The organism is Streptomyces sp. NPDC021356 (assembly GCF_040641015.1).
GTDB lineage: Bacteria > Actinomycetota > Actinomycetes > Streptomycetales > Streptomycetaceae > Streptomyces.
Window position 1 is genome coordinate 72,132 of sequence record NZ_JBFACU010000017.1, and the last position, 17,592, is coordinate 89,723.

A 17,592-nucleotide genomic window follows, 5' to 3' on the forward strand; every position below is an offset into this window, starting at 1 on the left:
GCTCAGCGGCCGATCAGCGCATCCCGCCGGCGACGGCCGGCAGGATCGTCACGTTGTCGCCGTCGGCGAGCTTGGTCTTGATGCCGTCCAGGAAGCGGACGTCCTCGTCGTTGAGGTAGACGTTGACGAAGCGGCGCAGCTGGTCACCGTCCACGATGCGGGCCTGGATGCCCGGGTGGCGGGCTTCGAGGTCGGCGAAGAGCGCGGCGAGCGTGTCCCCGGTGCCCTCCACCGCCTTCTGCCCGTCGGTGTAGGTGCGGAGGATGGTCGGGATGCGGACCTCGATGGCCATGGGTGCGGGCTCCTGTCAGGAAGGTGTCGTCGGATCGGGGGGCGCGCGTCGTGAGTGCCCCCAGGCGTTGGCCCCTGGGGGAGCGCCGCGGCTCAGGGCCGTACGGCGGCGGCAGGGAACGTCAACAGATGGCGCTGTTCAACCTGCACAGGTCGACGTGCAGCCGCGCCACGAGCAGCGTGCCCGGGATGTCGTCGCTCACGTCGTGAAGAACCATGGGCTCATCGTATCGATTCCCCATCCGGTCCCTGGAATGTGATCTCGCCCTTCGGACGGATTCCATCCGCGGTACGAGATGGAGGCGGGGTCGGGACGAGGTGGGGACGGGACGGGGGCCGGTTCAGTACGCCTCCACGACCTTGACCTCCTCCTCCGTGACCTCGCCCTCGACGATGCGGAACGAGCGGAACTGGAACTCGCCCGCGCCGTCGGTGTCGGCGGTGGAGACCAGGACGTAGTGGGCGCCGGGCTCGTTGGCGTAGGAGATGTCGGTGCGGGAGGGGTGGGCCTCGGTCGCCGTGTGGGAGTGGTAGATGATCACCGGCTCCTCGTCGCGGTCGTCCATCTCGCGGTAGAGCTTGAGCAGGTCCTGCGAGTCGAACTCGTAGAAGGTGGGCGAGCGGGCCGCGTTCAGCATGGGGATGAACCGCTCGGGGCGGCCGGCGCCGACGGGTCCGGCGACCACGCCGCACGCCTCGTCGGGGTGGTCCGCGCGCGCGTGGGCGACGATCTGGTCGTAGAGCGACTGGGTGATGGTCAGCATGGGCCAAAGGATAGACAGAGGGGCCGCTCCGTACCGGGGAGTGGTACGGAACGGCCCACATGGCGGACGTCCTGGGCGGCTGCCGGAGCGGGTCCCACGAGAATCCGCTCCGGCCGGACGTCCGGGTCCGGTGCCGGTCAGCGCCTGCGGAAGGCGGCGGCCTCCGGGTTGCGGCGCTTGAGCACCAGGTAGGCGACGGCGAGGATCAGGCCCCACAGCGGCGCGCAGTACAGCGAGACACGGGCGTCCTTGTCGATGCCCATCAGCACGATCACCATGCCGATGAAGGCGAGCGCGAACCAGCTGGCGTACGGGGCGCCGGGGGCGCGGAACTCCGACTTGGGCAGCTCCCCGCGGTCGGACTTGGCGCGGTAGCGGATCTGGCAGACCAGGATGACGATCCAGGCCCACATGCCGGAGATGGTCGCGAAGGAGACGACGTAGTCGAACGCCTTGCCCGGCCACTGGTAGTTGATCCACACGCCGACCAGCATCAGCGCGGCGGAGAACGTGGTCCCCACCAGCGGGGTGCCGCTGCGGGTCAGCTTGGTGAAGAACTGCGGGCCCTGGCTGTTGAGCGCCAGGTCGCGCAGCATGCGGCCGGTGGAGTACATGCCGGAGTTGCAGGAGGACAGGGCGGCGGTGAGGACGACGAAGTTGACGATGCCGGCGCCCGCGGGCAGGCCCATCTTCTCGAAGGCGACCACGAACGGGCTCGCGCCCGCGTGGAAGCTCGTCCAGGGCACGACCGACAGGATCATGATCAGCGCGCCGATGTAGAACACGGCGATGCGCCACGGCACGGTGTTGATCGCCCGGGGCAGCACGGTCTTGGGGTCCTTCGACTCGCCCGCGGTCACGCCGACCAGCTCGACGGCGAGGAAGGCGAACATGACCATCTGGAGGGTCATCAGGGTGTTGCCGACGCCGTGCGGGAAGAAGCCGCCCTCGTTCCACAGGTGCGAGACGGACGCGGTGTCACCGGCGTCGGAGAAGCCGACGGTCAGGATGCCCGCGCAGATCAGGATCATGCCGATGATCGCGGTGACCTTGACCATGGAGAACCAGAACTCCAGCTCGCCGAAGAGCTTCACGGAGATCAGGTTGGCCCCGTAGAGCACGAGGGTGAAGATCAGGGCCGAGACCCACTGCGGGATGTCGAACCAGTACGTCATGTACGCGGCCGCGGCGGTGACCTCGGTGATGCCGGTGACGACCCAGAACAGCCAGTACGTCCAGCCGGTCACGAAGCCCGCGAAGGGGCCGATGAACTCGCGGGCGTACTCCGAGAAGGAACCGGAGACCGGGCGGTACATCAGCAGCTCGCCGAGCGCCCGCATGATGAGGAAGATGACGAAGCCGGCCACCGCGTAGGCCAGGATCAGGCTGGGTCCGGCCTTGGAGATGCCCTTGCCCGCCCCGAGGAACAGGCCGGTGCCGATGGCGCCGCCGATGGCGATCATCTGGATCTGCCGGGCGCCGAGGCCGCGCTGGTAGCCCTCGCCGCCTTCCACGGCCTCTTTGCCGTCGTGTTCGTGCTCGACCTGCGCTGAGGTCATGTGTCGTGCGCCTTTCTCCATGCCGACCCGGGCCGTCTGTCGGCCGCGGATCGGGTCTCGATCCCCCCGGACTGAAATGGAGTGAGCGGGCTCGGGTGTCACCGGTCTCGCTCATGCCTGGCCGGCGGTTGCCGGCTCGGTGGCGCACCCGGGCGAACGTGGGTGGTGTTCGCCGGGCGGTCGTGAAGATTTATCACGGCCGCAACACTGATCGCAGGGTGAGCTGTGGCACACGGCACAGAGAGAGACCGGGAGAATCGGACGAAACGCACTCAATCGGCTGATAAATCTGGGCCGTATTGACGCGATCGTTATGCGGATTTGAGCGTCCTCTGAGCGAACGCCGAATCCGTACGGACCGATGCAATCAGGGCATCAGAGTGGAGACGAGGGTCTCCTGGAGGCCGCCCAGCCACAGGTACGCCATCACCATCGGCTTGCGCGGGTCCTCGTCGGGCAGCCGGAAGAGGTCGTCCGCGTCGTCCTCGTCATCGATCTCCAGCCGGGAGCCGATGGCCAGGCGGAGGTCGTTCAGGGCGCCGAGCCAGCGCCGGGACTCCGCCTGCGACAGCTTCAGCACGGCCCCGCCCTCGCCGACCGAGGACAGCTCGTTGAGCGAGTGGATCACCGCGAGGGCGTTCTCCCGCTTGCCCGCGCGCAGGTCGTTCTCGGTGTAGCGGCGGAACTCGGAGGCGTGCGCCCGCTGCTCGGCGGCCTCCTCGGGACTGCCCGGCAGCTGCTCGGGGTCGCCGTAGGCGTCCGGGAAGAGCCTTTTGAGCACCGGGTCGGCGGGCGGCTCGCTCGGGCCCTCGGCGAACAGCTCGGCGAGCGGGTCGGCGGGCTTCTCGTCCTCCGCCGGGCCGGGGCCGATCAGTTCCAGGAGCTGCACGGCCAGCGAGCGGATGATGGAGATCTCGACGTCGTCGAGGGCGACGGCCGCGCCGCCGCCGGGGAGCGGTTCGAAGTGTCCAGGCATGGAGAGGATTCGCTGCTTCCGGTCCGGGCTTCGTCGGCGCTGCGCGCCGCCTGCCACTTGGCTACTTGCGGTCCTGCTGGAGAGTGGCCCACAGACCGTAGCCGTGCATGGCCTGAACGTCCCGTTCCATCTCCTCGCGGCTGCCGCTGGAGACGACCGCCCGGCCTTTGTGGTGGACGTCGAGCATGAGCTTGGTGGCCTTGTCCTTCGAGTACCCGAAGTACGTCTGGAAGACATAGGTGACGTAGCTCATCAGATTGACGGGGTCGTTGTGGACGATCGTCACCCAGGGGACGTCGGGCTCGGGTACGGCGAAGACCTCTTCCGCCGGCTCTGTCTTCTCGATCTCGATGGGTGCGGCTGCCGTCACATGGCCCATGCTGCCACTACAGGGGGGTGGGAGCACAAATGAGCAGGCCGCACGAGCAGGGCGCACCCCTAAATCGTCAGACTGACGAAATGGGAGTACGATCGTCGGTCATGAACACAGCGGACCTTGGGCTGCCGGTGGACGTTCCCTCGACGGCGCTCTTCACCGACCACTACGAGCTGACGATGCTGCAGGCCGCCCTGCGGGCCGGTACTGCCGAGCGGCGCAGTGTCTTCGAGGTCTTCACCAGGCGGCTGCCCGAGGGGCGCCGCTACGGCGTCGTGGCCGGAACCGGCCGGGTGCTGGACGCGGTGGAGAACTTCCGCTTCGACGCGGACGTCCTCGGCTTCCTGCGCGAGCGGCGGGTCGTGGACGAGCCGACCCTGCGGTGGCTGGCCGACTACCGCTTCAGCGGCGACATCTGGGGCTACCCCGAGGGCGAGGTCTACTTCCCCGGCTCGCCGATCATGCGGGTGGAGGGGTCGTTCGGCGAGTGCGTGCTGCTGGAGACCGTGATCCTGTCGATCCTCAACCACGACTCCGCGATCGCCGCCGCCGCCTCCCGGATGTCCTCGGCCGCCGGCGAGCGCCCGCTGATCGAGATGGGCGCCCGCCGCACCCACGAGCTGGCCGCGGTCGCCGCCTCCCGGGCCGCCTACGTCGGCGGCTTCGCCACCACCTCCGACCTGGCCGCCGGCTTCCGCTACAACATCCCCACCGTCGGCACCTCGGCCCACGCCTTCACCCTGCTGCACGACCACGAGCGCGACGCCTTCCAGGCGCAGGTGGACTCGCTGGGCCGGGACACGACGCTGCTGGTGGACACCTACGACGTCGCCGAGGCCGTCCGCACGGCCGTGGAGGTCGCCGGGCCCGAGCTGGGCGCGGTGCGCATCGACTCCGGCGACCTGCTGCTGGTCGCGCACCGGGTGCGGCAGCAGCTGGACGAGCTGGGCGCCCGGGACACGAAGATCGTCGTGACCTCGGACCTCGACGAATACGCCATCGCCTCGCTCGCCGCGGCGCCCGTGGACGCGTACGGCGTCGGCACCCAGCTGGTCACCGGGTCCGGGCACCCGACCTGCTCCATGGTCTACAAGCTGGTCGCCCGCGCCGGGTCCGCCGACCCGCGGGCCCCGCTGACGCCGGTGGCGAAGAAGTCCAGCGGCGGCAAGACCTCCATCGGCGGCCGCAAGTGGGCGGCGCGCCGCCTGGACGCCCACGGGATCGCGGAGACCGAGGTGGTGGGCACCGGCGCCGTGCCCACCGACCTGGCCGACCGGCAGTTGCAGGTCGAGCTGGTCAAGGGCGGCGAGGTCGTCGGCCGCGAGCCGCTGGACGTCGTACGGGACCGGCACGTCGCGGTCCGCGCCGGGCTGCCGCTGTCGGCCACACAGCTCTCGCGCGGGGAACCCGTGCTCGCGACGGAGTACGTCACCGAGCGCTCGGGTAACTAGCTCGCTAGTTCCTGTCCCCAGTTCCTGAGTTCCTGTCCCCAGTTCCTGTCCGAGCCGGCATCCGCCCCGACCGCCCGACCGCCCGCTGACCCCAGAGCCGAAGGACACCCGCCATGCGCCGCGCCTTGATCGTCGTCGATGTGCAGAACGACTTCTGCGAGGGGGGCAGCCTCGCGGTGGCCGGCGGCGCCGACGTGGCCGCCGCGATCACCGAACTGATCGGACAGGCCCCGGCCGGTTACCGGCACGTGGTGGCCACCCGCGACCACCACATCGCGCCCGGCGGCCACTTCGCCGACGAACCCGACTACGTCCACTCCTGGCCCGCGCACTGCGTCGCGGGCACGGAAGGTGTGGGCTTCCACCCGAACTTCGCGCCCGCCGTCGCCTCCGGCGCGATCGACGCCGTCTTCGACAAGGGCGCCTACTCCGCCGCGTACAGCGGTTTCGAGGGCTGCGACGAGAACGGCGTGGCCCTGGCCGACTGGCTGCGGGCCAGGGAGATCGACGAGGTCGACGTGGTCGGGATCGCCACCGACCACTGTGTGCGGGCCACCGCGCTGGACGCGGCGCGGGAGGGTTTCCGCACCCACGTCCTGCTCGACCTCACCGCCGGGGTGGCCGCGCAGACCACCGAGCGGGCGCTGGAGGAGCTGCGGCAGGCGGGCGTCGAGCTGACCGGCAAGCCCGTCGTCGCCTGAGACCGCTCGCGCCGCTCGGCCGGGTCACGCCTGGGCCGGGGTGCGGCGGCGCAGCAGGGCCCTGATCGGGTGCCACAGCTCCGGGGGGCCGACGGGGACGCCGCCGACAGCGTTGTCGGGTGACGTGCGCCAGATGAGGCCGTCGGGGTGGTGCAGGACCGCCGTGATCTCGTCGGGGCTGGGCGGGGCGGTGTTGCCCCGCAGGTAGACGGCGCGCAGGCCCAGGTTCCGCAGCCGGGTCAGGGCGCGGGCGCGGTTGTGCGCGTGCACGAGCACGCGGACGCCGCCGGGGCCGTCGGGGGCGGGGCTGGGCAGGTTGAGGGCCACCACGACGGTGCCGTTCGGCAGCTTGCTGAAACCTCCTGCGGCCATGCGGTCACTTCCCCGTTCCGGTCGGTGTCAATAAGAGCGTCACAGCAGGCACCTAAACACGATCGGCGGCAACCCGCCAGGGGGTTGCCGCCGATACGTGTTTGACCTGCGCTTTTTACCTTTACTTCACCGCACGGCCGACTTCGAGCTCGATCGTGGAGCCGTCGTGGGCCTCCTTGGTGATCTCGATCCGGGTGTTGGTGTCAGTGATCTTGACACCGCCGGCCGGGTTCGCCGGGTCGTAGTACGTGCTGGTGTGGTCGTTGAAGACCGGCACGCCCTTCGACGACTTGATCCGGGTGGTGACGTCCGCCTTGTGCAGGGTGATGCCGTCGGTGCGGTAGCGGCTGAACGGCGAGTCGTAGGCCTGGACGCGGTTGCGCATCAGGGTGCCGTCGGACCACTTCAGCGCGGTCGGGTGCGAGTCGATCGGGAGGATCAGACCGGTGCCCGGGTGGACGCTGGTGTTGTTGTCCGCCTGGGAGGTGTCGTACTTCCAGATCAGCAGGCCGTTCTGGTACGGGTAGTGCTCCACCCAGTCGGGGCGCTTGGCCGAACCGAAGTTGTACGGGCCGGTCTTCAGCGTGGTGTCGTACGAGGCGTACTGGCGGTTCTCCGCGATGTAGTACTGCTCGTAGTCCTTGGTGAAGGACGCGCCGATGCGGGAGAAGCCGTTCGCCGTCCAGGCCGGGTCCGCGGTCTCGGCGTTGTCCGAGAAGAGCGCCGAGCCGTCGGCGGTCACCGTGATCTCGTCGGCCGCGAAGCCCTTGAGCGCCGCGCCGCCGTCCGTCTGGTAGCGGAAGCGGAGCTGGATCTTCTTGCCCGCGTAGGCGTCCAGCGGGTACGACAGCTTCTTGTAGGCTTCGACGGAACCGGTCAGGGCCGGCTTGTCGCTGCCGTCACGCGGGATGGCCTGGCCGTCCGCGGTGCCGTCCAGGGCGGTCCAGTTGGCGCCGCCGTCGGTGGAGACCTCGGTGTAGAGGAAGTCGTAGTTGGCCTCGATGTCGTACCAGCCGTCGAGGGTGAGGGCGGCCGACTTCCTGCCGGTGAGGTCGACGGACCGGGTCAGGGTGTTCTTCAGGTCGTCGCCGCTGCCGCTCCACCACTGGGTGGCGCCCTGGGCCGGGGCGACCACGGTGGTGGTGACCGCCTTGTCGGGGAGGGTGACCACGACGGCCTGCCGGTACTTGGTGTTGTACTCGGACAGACCCAGCTTGTGCCAGGACTTCACACCGGCCTTGGCGGTGTCGAAGTTCAGCCAGCCCAGCCGCATCTTGTCCCAGGCGTTCATGTCGCCGGGCAGGTCGCCGATGGCGTCCTCGCCGCGGCCGAGCCAGGAACCGGAGGACATCAGCGTCCAGAACCCGGTGGAGTTCTCGCCGCCCGCGGTGTCGTACTCGTCGGGCAGGCCGAGGTCGTGGCCGTACTCGTGGGCGAAGACTCCGAGTCCGCCGTTCTCCGGCTGGATGGTGTAGTCGCCGACCCAGACGCCGGTGTCGCCGATCTGCGTGCCGCCGAGCTTGTTGTCCGACGGGCCGGTGGAGCCGGCGTCGGTGCCGAAGGCGTACCAGCGGTGCGCCCAGATCGCGTCGGTGCCCTGGACCCCGCCGCCCGCGGACTCGTCCTCGCCGGCGTGCACGATCTGGAAGTGGTCGATGTAGCCGTCGGGCTCGTTGAAGTTGCCGTCGCCGTCGTAGTCGTAGCGGTCCCACTGGTCGTACCGGGCCAGGTCCGCCTTGATGGCGGCGTCCGACTTGCCGGCGGCCTTCTGCTGGGCGACCCAGGCGCTGACGCCGTCGCTGACGACGTTCCACACGCTGGAGCAGTTGGTGGAGCCGCAGTAGTTGGAGCCGTAACGGGCCTCGTTGTAGGGGACCTTGACCCAGTCGGCCACCTCGCCGTCGACCGAGTAGCGGCCCGAGGACTGCTTCTCGTAGTACTTCTTGACCGACTCGGTGTTCTTGCCGGTGCCGAAGTACAGGTCCTGGAAGTGCTTCTGGTCGTAGTCCTTCTGCCAGGCCGTCGAGTTGTCCTTCTTGCGGTCCGGCGCGGCTATCTGGTTGTGCAGCGGCCCGGGGGTGCCGCCGAACTTCGGGTCCGTCTTGTCGCCGAACTCGACCAGGATGGTGAAGATCTTGTCGGTCTTCTCGCGGCCCAGCTCGACGTACTTGGTGTCGCCCTTCTTGCCCTTGAGGCCGACGACCTTGGAGCCGTTGCGGTCCTGGACCTTGGCCTCGCCGGAGATGACCCGGCTCAGGGCCTCCTGGCGCTGGGCGTCCTGGGTCTTGCTCAGCGGGCCGTCGAGGTTGTGCTCGTGCTGCCCGGCCGGCTGCGGGTCGTGCCGGTTCACGGTGGCCGAGCCGGCCGTGGTGGCGGCCTCGGCGACGGCGAACGTCGAGAACGTGGCGGTGGCCGCCGCGAGCGCGACACCGATCGCGGCCGCTCTGAACGTCCAGGGTCTACTGGTCACTTGCTGTCCTCCCCTGACGCGCCCGTACGCGCGGAAGGGGGGTCTCTGAGGCACGAGAAAGTCCGCGCGCGATCAACGCGTGTTAGTCAAGTGACGACATTTGACTAGAGGTTTACGAGAAAAGACAGACCTTGACTTGGACAGTTCAAGTGCACTATGCGGAGCCGACGTCCGCTTTGCGGACGGACCCGGCAGCGGGCACGCCGTGGCCGTGACTCCGTGCGCCCCCCGTGCACCGGCACCGTGGGTTAGGTCACGCTTACCGGCCGTTCCTCGCGGGCATCCAGGGGATTACAGTCGATTGGCGGAACGCCCGGAAGCCGGCGGAAAGCCAGGCCGGCCCGCTGTCGCACCCCCCGAAATCTTCCGAGGACACGATTGCCATGCCTCGTCCGACCGCCGCACAGCTCGCCTACGGTTCCTGCACCGTGATCTGCTCGACGCTCGCCATGCTGCTGCTGTCGCAGACGAGTTCGGGCCTCGGGATCGCTGTCATCGCCCTCGCGGCACTCGCGCTGGGGCTCCTGGTCGCCATGACGGTACCGCTGCCGAAGGCGCGCGCGGCTTCCGGTACGACGACCGGGGCGGTGGCCGGGGACTCCGGGGCGGCAGTCACGGATTCCGGGGCGGCGGTCAGGACTTCCGCGGCGGCGCGGACCGGCGGGCCGGCGCGGGTCGCCGGGCACGCGCGGGTCGCGGCGCGCCGCCGGGAGACCGTCTCCGCCGGTGTCGAGCCGGGGCAGGGCCCGGCCGCGGCCTCCTGACACGGCGCCGGCTCACCTGACCGACCCGGCTGACGCGGCTCACCCGGCTCGCGCGGCTCAACGGCCCGTACTGACCACCACCGTCTTGGCCGCCTTGTCGTGCAGGCCCTGCTTGTAGGGCCGGTCGAAGTAGCTCCAGCCGCCGCAGACCGCGAGCCAGAAGCAGGCGCAGCAGAACCAGAACGGGATCCAGAGCACCGCGGCGCGTGCCAGCGCGGTGGCCGTGGACGGCGTCGATCCGTCGCTCAGTTCCGCCACGCGCATACCCAGCCACTTCTTGCCCAGCGTCTGTCCCGTCCTGGCGATCATGAAGGTGTCGTAGGCGATGTAGAGGACGACGCCGACGACCGACTGCGCGATGGACGTGCCGACCTGGACCTGATCGGCGTTCATCGTGGACTCGTTGACGCGCAGCGCCCAGGTGATCAACCAGACGACGATGCCCACGAGGATCAGATCGATGATCCGGGCGAGGGTGCGCCTGCCGCTCTCCGCGAGCGGGGGCATCCCGGCGAGCGGTTCGTCGGGGGTCGGGCCGCCTCCGTACGGGCCGCCGCCGTAGGGGCCGCCGCCGTAGGGGCCGCCCCCGGACGGACCACCGCCGTACGAGCCGCCGCCGTACGGACCGCCGCCTTCGTGGGGGCCTCCCCCGCCGTACGGATCGCCGCCGCCGCTGTACGGGTTGCCGCCGCCGTACGGGTTGCCGGGGTGCGGGTGGGCTCCGCCGCCCTGCGCGCCGCCGTCCGGTGGCAGTGGCCGGCCGCCGGGCGGGGGTCCGGAGCCGGCGGGCGGTTCGGAGCCGGGGGGCGGTTCGCTGCTCATGCGCCGAGTCGATCCCGAACCCGGCGGGGCCGCATCCGGCGAGCAGCCGTACGGATGACGGCGGGCGCCCGCCGGGATGACGGCCGGCGGCGGTCACCCCGCCACGAAGGTGTGCGCCGCCTTGTCGTGCCAGCACTGGTGCCAGGGCCGGTCGAACACGCACCACAGGACGCCGACGACGCCCACGCCCAGGAGTCCCGGCACGCTGTACACCACCCAGCGGCGCAGGGCCGGAGCGAACGACGGGGGCTCGTGCCCCTCGATGTCCCGCACCTGCAGACCGCACAGCTTCTTGCCCAGGGTGCGGCCCCACTTGGCGGTGGGCAGCACTTCGTACAGGACGCCGACGAGCAGCAGGACGGCGAGGACGATGCCGAGGTACGCCGCCGTCGTGCCGTCCAGCAGCCAGACCGTGACCGTACGGCCGGAGAGCTTGGCCGCGTCGATCTTCTCGTCGACGTGGTCGGCCGCCTTGGTGCCCAGTGGTACGGCGGCCACGGCCGTGACGCCCGCGAGGACCACGGTGTCGACGAGGCGGGCCGCCAGCCGCTTGCCCAGGCCGGCGGGGCGGGCCTGTGCCTGTCTCCGGGCCGCGGCCTGGAAGAGGTCCTCGACCGGCGGCTTCCAGGGCACGACGGGCTGCTCGTCGGGCGCTGCCGGGCCCGCGCCTGCGGCCGCACCCGCGGCGGCGCCCGCACCGGCTCCCGCGAGCTGGTGCACCTGCTGGGCCCAGGAGGACTGGCCGCCGCCGGGGCCGCTGGTCACGGGCGCGGGCGGGGATCCGGGCATCCCGGCGCCGGGCCGGGGCGCGGCGGACTGCTGCGGCAGCGGGGCGGGGCCGGGAGCGGGAGCGGGAAGGGGGGCGGAAGCAGGACCGGAAGCAGGCGAGGGGGCCGCGGCCGCGGGGGGCGTCGGGGTCCCGGCCACCGGCTGCCCCGGGGTGCCGCCGCCCTGGGCGGGCCCCTGGTGCCGCGCTTGCCCCGGGAACTGGCCCTGCACGGGGCCGGGCGCCTGCGGCTGGGGGTACGGCTGGGCCTGGGCGTGCCCCTGCGCGTGCACCGGGCCCTGGGCCTGGCCCGGACCCTGTCCCTGGGCCTGTGCCTGGCCCTGGACCTGTCCTTGTGCTTGTCCCTGCCCTTGGGCCTGACCCGGGCCCTGACCCTGCGTTTGCGGCTGGGGCGCTGACGCGCGGGCCGCGGCTGCCTTCCCGGTGCCGAAGCCGGGCCCGCCGGCCGTGCCCTGGGGCGTGCCCTGGGGCGAGCCCTGGGGCGAGCCCTGGGCCGGTACCGCCCCGCCGGCGCGCGGTACGGGCCGGAAGGTCATGGTGCCGTCGTCCACGGGGCCGCCCGGCCCCGGGATGCCGGGCGCGGCCGGGGCGCCTGCCGTCCCGGCGCCGCCGTCGGCCGCCGTCGGCCGCTGGAACACGAACGTACTGCCGGACTCGGCACCGCCCTGGCCCACTGCCTGGCCCCGGCCCTCCCCCTCGTTCCGGGCCGCCTGACCCGTGCCGGCCGCCGGGCCGGCGGGGGCGTCCGCGTGCGGATGCGGCGGGGCGTCCGGGCGGGCGAGCCGCGGGTCGGGCCCCGCCGGGGCGCCCCAGGAGCCCGGGCGGTCCTGGCCGCCGCCGGGACCGGAGGGCCGGCCGGCCTCGGCGGGCCACGCCTCCGGACGGTGCGGCCCGCCGGCCGGGGCGGGCCCGTCCTGCGGGTCCTCGTCGAAGAAGTGCGGGCCCGTCTCCTCGACCTCCGGGGCCGCGGGCCGGGCGGGCCGCACGCCGGGCGGCGGGCTGAGCGGCTCGCCGTCGGCCGGTGCCGGCCGACTGGTGCCCGGCACCCAAGAGGCACCGTTCCAGTACCGGACGTATCCGGGGATGGACGGGTCCGGGTAGTACCCCTCGCGGGGCCTGTCGTCGCCTGGTGCCGGGGTTGGGGCGCTCATGTCCGTCGTCCCGTATCTGCTCGGGGGCCGTCTTGGGGGCCTCCACATCTATCAGACCGGCGCACCCGGCACCGCCCGTCCCGCCGGACCCACTCCTTTCCGGGCAACCTCGTGCAGATGCTTCACATCCGCCGCCTCCCCCGCGCGCGGGGCGCGGGCGGTGCCGCGGCCGGGCGGGGAAAACCTCCGCGGACCCGCGTAATGCCCGGCGTCCGCCCGCCTCTTCACCGGTGCGGGGCCGCTTCGGCGCCCGTACGCGTGACGCGTCACGAGTGGAGAGGACGAAGAACCATGCGGCACACCGTGGTGGAGCGCGAGCTGGAGCTGAGGCTGATCCTGTCGCCCGAGCGGGGGATCCCCGTACCGGCGCGGCTGGCCTACCTCACCGACGACCCGTACGCCGTGCACATCGACTTCCACGTCGACGCCGGGGAGCCGGTGCACTGGGCGTTCGCGCGGGACCTGCTCGTGGAGGGGGTGTTCCGGCCGTGCGGGCACGGCGACGTGCGGGTGCGGCCGTCGGAGGCCAAGGGGCGAAGCGTCGTGCTGATGGCGCTCAGCTCGCCGTCCGGCACGGCCCTGCTGGAGGCGCCGTCCGCGCAGCTGTCGTCGTGGCTGGAGCGCACCTTGCGGGTGGTGGTGCCGGGCACCGAGGGCGAGCGGCTCGGCATCGACGCCGGGCTGGCCGGGCTGCTCGCCCGGTGAGGGCACGGGCTCAGAACAGCTTGCCGGGGTTGAGGATGCCCAGCGGGTCGAAGACCTGTTTGACGGCCCGCTGCATCTCGACGCCGACCGGACCGATCTCGCGGGCCAGCCACTCCTTCTTGAGGACGCCCACCCCGTGCTCGCCGGTGATCGTGCCGCCGAGCCGCAGGCCCAGGGCCATGATCTCGTCGAAGGACTCGCGGGCACGCCGGGACTCGTCGGGGTCATGGGCGTCGAAGCAGACGGTCGGGTGGGTGTTGCCGTCGCCCGCGTGCGCGCAGACGCCGATGGTGAGCTGGTACTTCCCGGCGATCTGTTCGATGCCGTCGAGCATCTCGGCGAGCCGGGAGCGGGGGACGCACACGTCGTCGATCATCGTCGTGCCGGTGACCGCCTCCAGCGCGGTCAGCGCCAGCCGCCTGGCCTGGAGCAGCAGCTCGGACTCGGCGGGATCGTCGGCCGGGACGACCTGGGTGGCGCCGGCGGCCTCGCACAGCGCGCCGACGGCGGCGAGGTCGGCGCGCGGGTCGGGCGTGTCGAACGCGGCGAGCAGCAGGGCCTCGGTGGTCTCCGGCAGGCCCATGTGGGCGAGGTCGTTGACGGCCTTCACCGTCGTACGGTCCATGAGTTCCAGGAGCGAGGGCACGTGACCGCCCTCCATGATGCGGCACACCGCGTCGCAGGCGGCGGTCGCGGAGGCGAACTCGGCGGCGAGCACGAGCTGCTGCGGCGGCTGCGGCTTGAGGGCGAGGACGGCGCGTACGACGATGCCGAGGGAGCCCTCGGAGCCGACGAAGAGACGGGTGAGGTCGTATCCGGCGACGCCCTTGGCGGTGCGCCGGCCGGTGGACATGAGGCGGCCGTCGGCGAGGACGACGTCGAGGCCGAGGACGTACTCGGCGGTGACGCCGTACTTCACGCAGCACAGGCCGCCGGAGGCGGTGCCGATGTTGCCGCCGATGGTGCACATCTCCCAGCTGGAGGGGTCCGGCGGGTAGTACAGGCCGTGCTCGTTCACCGCGCGGGAGAGCGCGGCGTTGACGACGCCCGGCTCGACGATCGCGATGCGGTCGACGGGGTTGATCTCCAGGATCCGGTCCATCTTCGTCAGGGAGAGGACGATGCAGCCCTCGGAGGCGTTGGCCGCGCCGGACAGGCCGGTGCGGGCGCCCTGGGGGACGACCGGGACGCGCAGCTCGGTGGCGATCCGCATGACGTGCTGGACCTGTTCCACGGTGCGCGGCAGGACGACGACGGCCGGGGCGGCGGACGGGCAGAAGCTCGCCATGTCGTTGGCGTAGGAGGCCGTGACGTCGGGATCGGTGAGGACCGCTTCGGCCGGCAGGCCCGCGAGGAGCCGGTCGGTGAGGTTGGCCTCGGCTGCGTCGGGTGCGGCTTGGATACGGCTCATGATCACAGCGTCGCACCGGCGGCCACCGGTGTGAAGCCCGTGGGCGGCATCCCTGCGCCTGCCGGGTGGGGATCGGTCCGCCCGCCGGGTGGCCCTCGGTGCCGGCGCCGGGTCGCGGCCGGTCCGCGTGGGCGCGGCGGCGCACAGTGTGCGCCATGGACAACCCTCTGCGCTCCCCGGCCACGTCCCCGCCGCCCGAGCCGGCGCCCGGGCGGTCGCGCCGGTCGCGCCGGTCGCGGCGGCCGCGGCGGCCGCGGCGGATGCTGGTGCGGGTGCTGGTCGCGCTGGTGGTGCTGGGCGGTGCGCTCGGCGCGGTCTGGCCGGCGCTGCCGGGCCAGCGGCAGCCGGCGCGGCCCACCGCGCCGGGGGTGCCCGGGGCGCCCGGGGCGCCCGGGGCACCGGGGAAGGAGGTCGCTCTGCGCGCGGTGACGGCCGGGGTGCCCGCCGCGCTGTCCGGCCTGAGCGAGCTGATCGCCGACCGGCAGCGGCGGGTGCGGACGGCCCCGCGGGACGCGCGGGCGTGGGCGGAGCTGGGTTCGGCGTACGTCGAGCGGGGGCGGCGGACGGCGGACCCGGCGGACTTCCCCGCCGCCGACCGGGCGCTGCGTACCTCGCTGCGGCTGGGCCCCGAGCGGAACGCGGACGCGTCGGCCGCCCTGGCGGCGCTGGCCGTCGCACGGCGGGACTTCCCCGCGGCGCGCACCTGGGCCGAGGCCGCGGTGAAAGCGGCTCCGGAGCGGGGGGCGGCGTACGCGCTGCTGATCGAGGCCTGTACCGGGCTCGGTGACCACAAGGCCGTGGGGCGCGCCCTGGACAAGCTGCTGAAACTGGACCACTCCCCCGCCGCGCGGGCCCGGGCGGCGGCCGTCTACCGGGACCGCGGCTGGCGCGAGGACGCCGAGGCACAGGTCGCCGACGCCGTGGCGTCCGCGACCGCGCCCGTCGAGCGGGCCGCGTACCTGGAGCAGGCCGGGCAGTACGCCTGGGAGCGCGGCGCCCTGGACGACGCGCTGCGCTGTTTCGGGGCGGCGCTGCGCCTGGACCCCGCTCTGCGCGACGCCGAGGCCGGGCGGGCGCGCACGCTGGCCTCCCTGGACCGGACCGAGGAGGCCGTACGGGCCTACGGCCGGGCGCTCGGCCCCCGCCCCCGCCCCGAACACCTGCTTGAACTCGGCGAGCTGTACGAGTCGCTGGGGCGGGAGGAGCAGGCCGAGGACGCGTACGAGCGGGTGCGGGAGCGGGCCGGGCAGGACGCGGCGGCCGGGGTCGACGACGAGCTGGTCCTGGGCCGGCTGGAGGCGGACCACGGCGACGCGGAGTCGGCGGTGGGGCGGCTGCGCGCCGAGTGGCGGCTGCGGCCCGCGACCGAGGTGGCCGACGCGCTGGGCTGGGCGCTGCACCGCGACGGGTACGACGAGGAGGCGCTGGAGTTCGTGACGGCGGCGACGGACGCGACGAAGGGCGGCGGGGTGCGCAACGCGCTGTACGCGTTCCACCGCGGGACGGTCGAGGGGGGCCTCGGGATGTCCGGGGCCGCGCGCCGCCATCTGGAGCAGGCGCTGCGCACCGCCCCGTCGTTCTCGCCGCTGTGGGCCCCGGACGCCGCCGAGGCGCTGGACGAGCTGGGCGAGCCGGTGCCCGCCGACGCGCCTGCGGGGGTGGACGTGGCGGCGGAGTTCACCGCGCCGCCGTCCTGATGAGGGCGAGGCGTTTCACCGCGCCGCCGTCCTGATGAGGGCGAGGCGTTTCACCGCGCCGCCGTCCCGCCGAGGCGTGCTGTCTCAGAGCGCCGCCGTTCCGATGAGGGCGTGGCGTTTCACAGCGCCGCCGTTCCGATGAGGGCGTTGCGGGTGACCAGGGCCGCCAGTTCCTCCTCGCCGAGCCCGTCGGTGTGCTCCGGGCGCCGGGGCAGCACCATGTAGCGGGTCTCCGCGCTGGAGTCCCACACGGTGATGTCCGTGCCGTCCGGCAGCTGCGTGCCGAACTCGGCCAGTACGGCCCGGGGTTCGCGCACCACGCGGGAGCGGTAGGCCTCCGACTTGTACCAGCTGGGGGACGGCCCGAGCAGCCGCAGCGGGTAGCAGGAGCAGAGCGTGCAGACGACGACGTTGTGGGTGTCCGCGGTGTTCTCCACGACCCGCAGGCGCTGGTACGAGCCTTCCATGTAGCCGAGTTCGCGCACGGCGGCCGTCCCGTCGGCCAGCAGCCTCGCCTTGTAGGCGGGGTCCGTCCACGCGCGGGCCACCACACGGGCGCCGTTCGCGGGGGACGCGCCGGTGAGGGAGGCGTCGATGATCTCGTCGAGGCGCGCGCCGGAGAGCACCCCCTTCTCCTCCAGCAGGGTCTCCAGACGCCGTACCCGGCGGGCGATCGCCGCGTCGGAGTGGTCACCGCTCATCGTGCTGCTCCTCCAGACGGCTCAGGTAGCTCTCCCACAGGTCCAGGACGACGTGGTGGTCGCCCTCGCCCCACAGGTCGCGGGCCGCGAACCGGACGGCGTAGACCTGCTCGACGGGCGCGTCGGCGCGGCCCTGCGCGCTGATGTCGGCGAGCGGGGCGCGTCCTTCCGGTTCGACGACGACGCCCTGTTTGCCGCGGGCGTAGCGCGGCAGGCGGGTGTGGTGCGGCGGGTCGTGCGGGAAGGTGCGGACCCGGGTGCCGGGGGCGAAGCGGTCAGGCATCGAGTTCTCCCGGGCTCAGCACACCCTTGCGTTCCAGCAGGGTGCGGATGGCCTCGAACCAGCGCTCGTAGTACGAGGTCGTCAGGTACTCGGTGGGCGGCATCGACTCGATGGCGTCCCGGAACTCGTTGGTGTTGAACAGCCCTTCCGCGCGCAGGGCGTTGAGGAGGCCGACGACCCGCGCCTCCCAGTCCGCGTGGAAGGGCGCGGGGTCGTCGGTGGTGTCGAGCGCGCCGAAGCCGAGCGTGCCGCCCACGTCGTTGATCCTGGCCATGGGCGGCAGCCTACGGCTTCCGGGCGGACTCGGCGGC

The 17,592-nt window shown here is 72.4% G+C and carries 19 protein-coding genes; 5 read left to right on the plus strand and 14 right to left on the minus strand.

What is annotated here, in order from left to right; all coding sequences use genetic code 11:
- Positions 1-13: 13 nt before the first annotated feature.
- The 6 genes from AB0G56_RS23645 to clpS form a co-directional block, all read right to left on the minus strand.
- Entirely contained in the window at positions 14-292 is a 279-nt protein-coding gene (locus AB0G56_RS23645; protein ID WP_360972411.1) for a MoaD/ThiS family protein, read from the minus strand.
- A 121-nt stretch (positions 293-413) separates the two neighbouring features.
- Positions 414-509: a putative leader peptide gene (locus AB0G56_RS23650; protein ID WP_324609559.1), complete on the minus strand. Its 96-nt coding sequence runs from the start codon at positions 507-509 to the stop codon at positions 414-416.
- Between the two features lie 123 nt (positions 510-632).
- Positions 633-1,055: a M67 family metallopeptidase gene (locus tag AB0G56_RS23655; RefSeq protein ID WP_360972413.1), complete on the minus strand. Its 423-nt coding sequence runs from the start codon at positions 1,053-1,055 to the stop codon at positions 633-635.
- Between the two features lie 137 nt (positions 1,056-1,192).
- A complete protein-coding gene (locus AB0G56_RS23660) occupies positions 1,193-2,614 on the minus strand; it encodes an amino acid permease (protein WP_360972415.1) in 1,422 nt (473 codons plus the stop codon).
- A gap of 367 nt (positions 2,615-2,981) precedes the next feature.
- Entirely contained in the window at positions 2,982-3,590 is a 609-nt protein-coding gene (locus AB0G56_RS23665) for a DUF2017 domain-containing protein (RefSeq protein ID WP_360972417.1), read from the minus strand.
- A 61-nt stretch (positions 3,591-3,651) separates the two neighbouring features.
- Entirely contained in the window at positions 3,652-3,969 is a 318-nt protein-coding gene (gene clpS / locus AB0G56_RS23670) for an ATP-dependent Clp protease adapter ClpS (RefSeq protein WP_360972419.1), read from the minus strand.
- A 101-nt stretch (positions 3,970-4,070) separates the two neighbouring features.
- On the opposite strand from clpS, the gene AB0G56_RS23675 reads away from it, so the two are divergent.
- Entirely contained in the window at positions 4,071-5,417 is a 1,347-nt protein-coding gene (locus AB0G56_RS23675; protein WP_360972421.1) for a nicotinate phosphoribosyltransferase, read from the plus strand.
- Positions 5,418-5,530: 113 nt separating this feature from the next.
- Positions 5,531-6,118 carry an isochorismatase family protein gene (locus tag AB0G56_RS23680; RefSeq protein WP_360972423.1) on the plus strand — a complete coding sequence of 196 codons (588 nt, stop codon included), beginning with the start codon at positions 5,531-5,533 and terminating at the stop codon, positions 6,116-6,118.
- 24 nt (positions 6,119-6,142) lie between these two features.
- On the opposite strand, the gene AB0G56_RS23685 is transcribed toward AB0G56_RS23680, so the two are convergent.
- Both AB0G56_RS23685 and AB0G56_RS23690 read right to left on the minus strand, forming a co-directional pair.
- A complete protein-coding gene (locus tag AB0G56_RS23685) occupies positions 6,143-6,490 on the minus strand; it encodes a hypothetical protein (protein ID WP_360972425.1) in 348 nt (115 codons plus the stop codon).
- A 121-nt stretch (positions 6,491-6,611) separates the two neighbouring features.
- A complete protein-coding gene (locus AB0G56_RS23690) occupies positions 6,612-8,960 on the minus strand; it encodes an immune inhibitor A domain-containing protein (protein WP_360972427.1) in 2,349 nt (782 codons plus the stop codon).
- Positions 8,961-9,343: 383 nt separating this feature from the next.
- Between AB0G56_RS23690 and AB0G56_RS23695 the strand changes: the two genes are divergently transcribed.
- Complete coding sequence (locus AB0G56_RS23695) at positions 9,344-9,724, plus strand: hypothetical protein (protein ID WP_360972429.1); 381 nt, start codon at positions 9,344-9,346, stop codon at positions 9,722-9,724.
- A gap of 57 nt (positions 9,725-9,781) precedes the next feature.
- On the opposite strand, the gene AB0G56_RS23700 is transcribed toward AB0G56_RS23695, so the two are convergent.
- Both AB0G56_RS23700 and AB0G56_RS23705 read right to left on the minus strand, forming a co-directional pair.
- Positions 9,782-10,546: an RDD family protein gene (locus AB0G56_RS23700; protein ID WP_360972431.1), complete on the minus strand. Its 765-nt coding sequence runs from the start codon at positions 10,544-10,546 to the stop codon at positions 9,782-9,784.
- Positions 10,547-10,639: 93 nt separating this feature from the next.
- The gene (locus AB0G56_RS23705; RefSeq protein ID WP_360972433.1) at positions 10,640-12,484 is read right to left on the minus strand and encodes an RDD family protein; all 1,845 of its coding nucleotides are present in this window, start codon (positions 12,482-12,484) and stop codon (positions 10,640-10,642) included.
- Between the two features lie 291 nt (positions 12,485-12,775).
- On the opposite strand from AB0G56_RS23705, the gene AB0G56_RS23710 reads away from it, so the two are divergent.
- Entirely contained in the window at positions 12,776-13,189 is a 414-nt protein-coding gene (locus tag AB0G56_RS23710) for an SsgA family sporulation/cell division regulator (RefSeq protein WP_360972435.1), read from the plus strand.
- Positions 13,190-13,199: 10 nt separating this feature from the next.
- Here AB0G56_RS23710 and AB0G56_RS23715 read toward each other — a convergent pair whose 3' ends face one another.
- A complete protein-coding gene (locus AB0G56_RS23715; RefSeq protein ID WP_360972437.1) occupies positions 13,200-14,606 on the minus strand; it encodes an FAD-linked oxidase C-terminal domain-containing protein in 1,407 nt (468 codons plus the stop codon).
- Positions 14,607-14,755: 149 nt separating this feature from the next.
- Between AB0G56_RS23715 and AB0G56_RS23720 the strand changes: the two genes are divergently transcribed.
- Complete coding sequence (locus AB0G56_RS23720) at positions 14,756-16,297, plus strand: hypothetical protein (RefSeq protein WP_360972439.1); 1,542 nt, start codon at positions 14,756-14,758, stop codon at positions 16,295-16,297.
- 119 nt (positions 16,298-16,416) lie between these two features.
- Here AB0G56_RS23720 and nthA read toward each other — a convergent pair whose 3' ends face one another.
- Genes nthA through AB0G56_RS23735 form a run of 3 tightly spaced genes read right to left on the minus strand, consistent with a single transcriptional unit; the run spans position 16,417 to position 17,555 of the window.
- Positions 16,417-16,998: a nitrile hydratase subunit alpha gene (nthA, locus tag AB0G56_RS23725; RefSeq protein WP_360972441.1), complete on the minus strand. Its 582-nt coding sequence runs from the start codon at positions 16,996-16,998 to the stop codon at positions 16,417-16,419.
- Positions 16,988-17,281 carry an SH3-like domain-containing protein gene (locus tag AB0G56_RS23730; RefSeq protein ID WP_360972443.1) on the minus strand — a complete coding sequence of 98 codons (294 nt, stop codon included), beginning with the start codon at positions 17,279-17,281 and terminating at the stop codon, positions 16,988-16,990. The genes nthA and AB0G56_RS23730 overlap by 11 nt, the downstream gene beginning before the upstream one ends.
- Positions 17,274-17,555 (minus strand): hypothetical protein, encoded by a 282-nt coding sequence (locus AB0G56_RS23735; protein WP_360972445.1) that lies wholly within the window; start codon positions 17,553-17,555, stop codon positions 17,274-17,276. Before AB0G56_RS23735 ends, AB0G56_RS23730 begins: the two co-directional genes overlap by 8 nt.
- Positions 17,556-17,592: the final 37 nt, after the last annotated feature.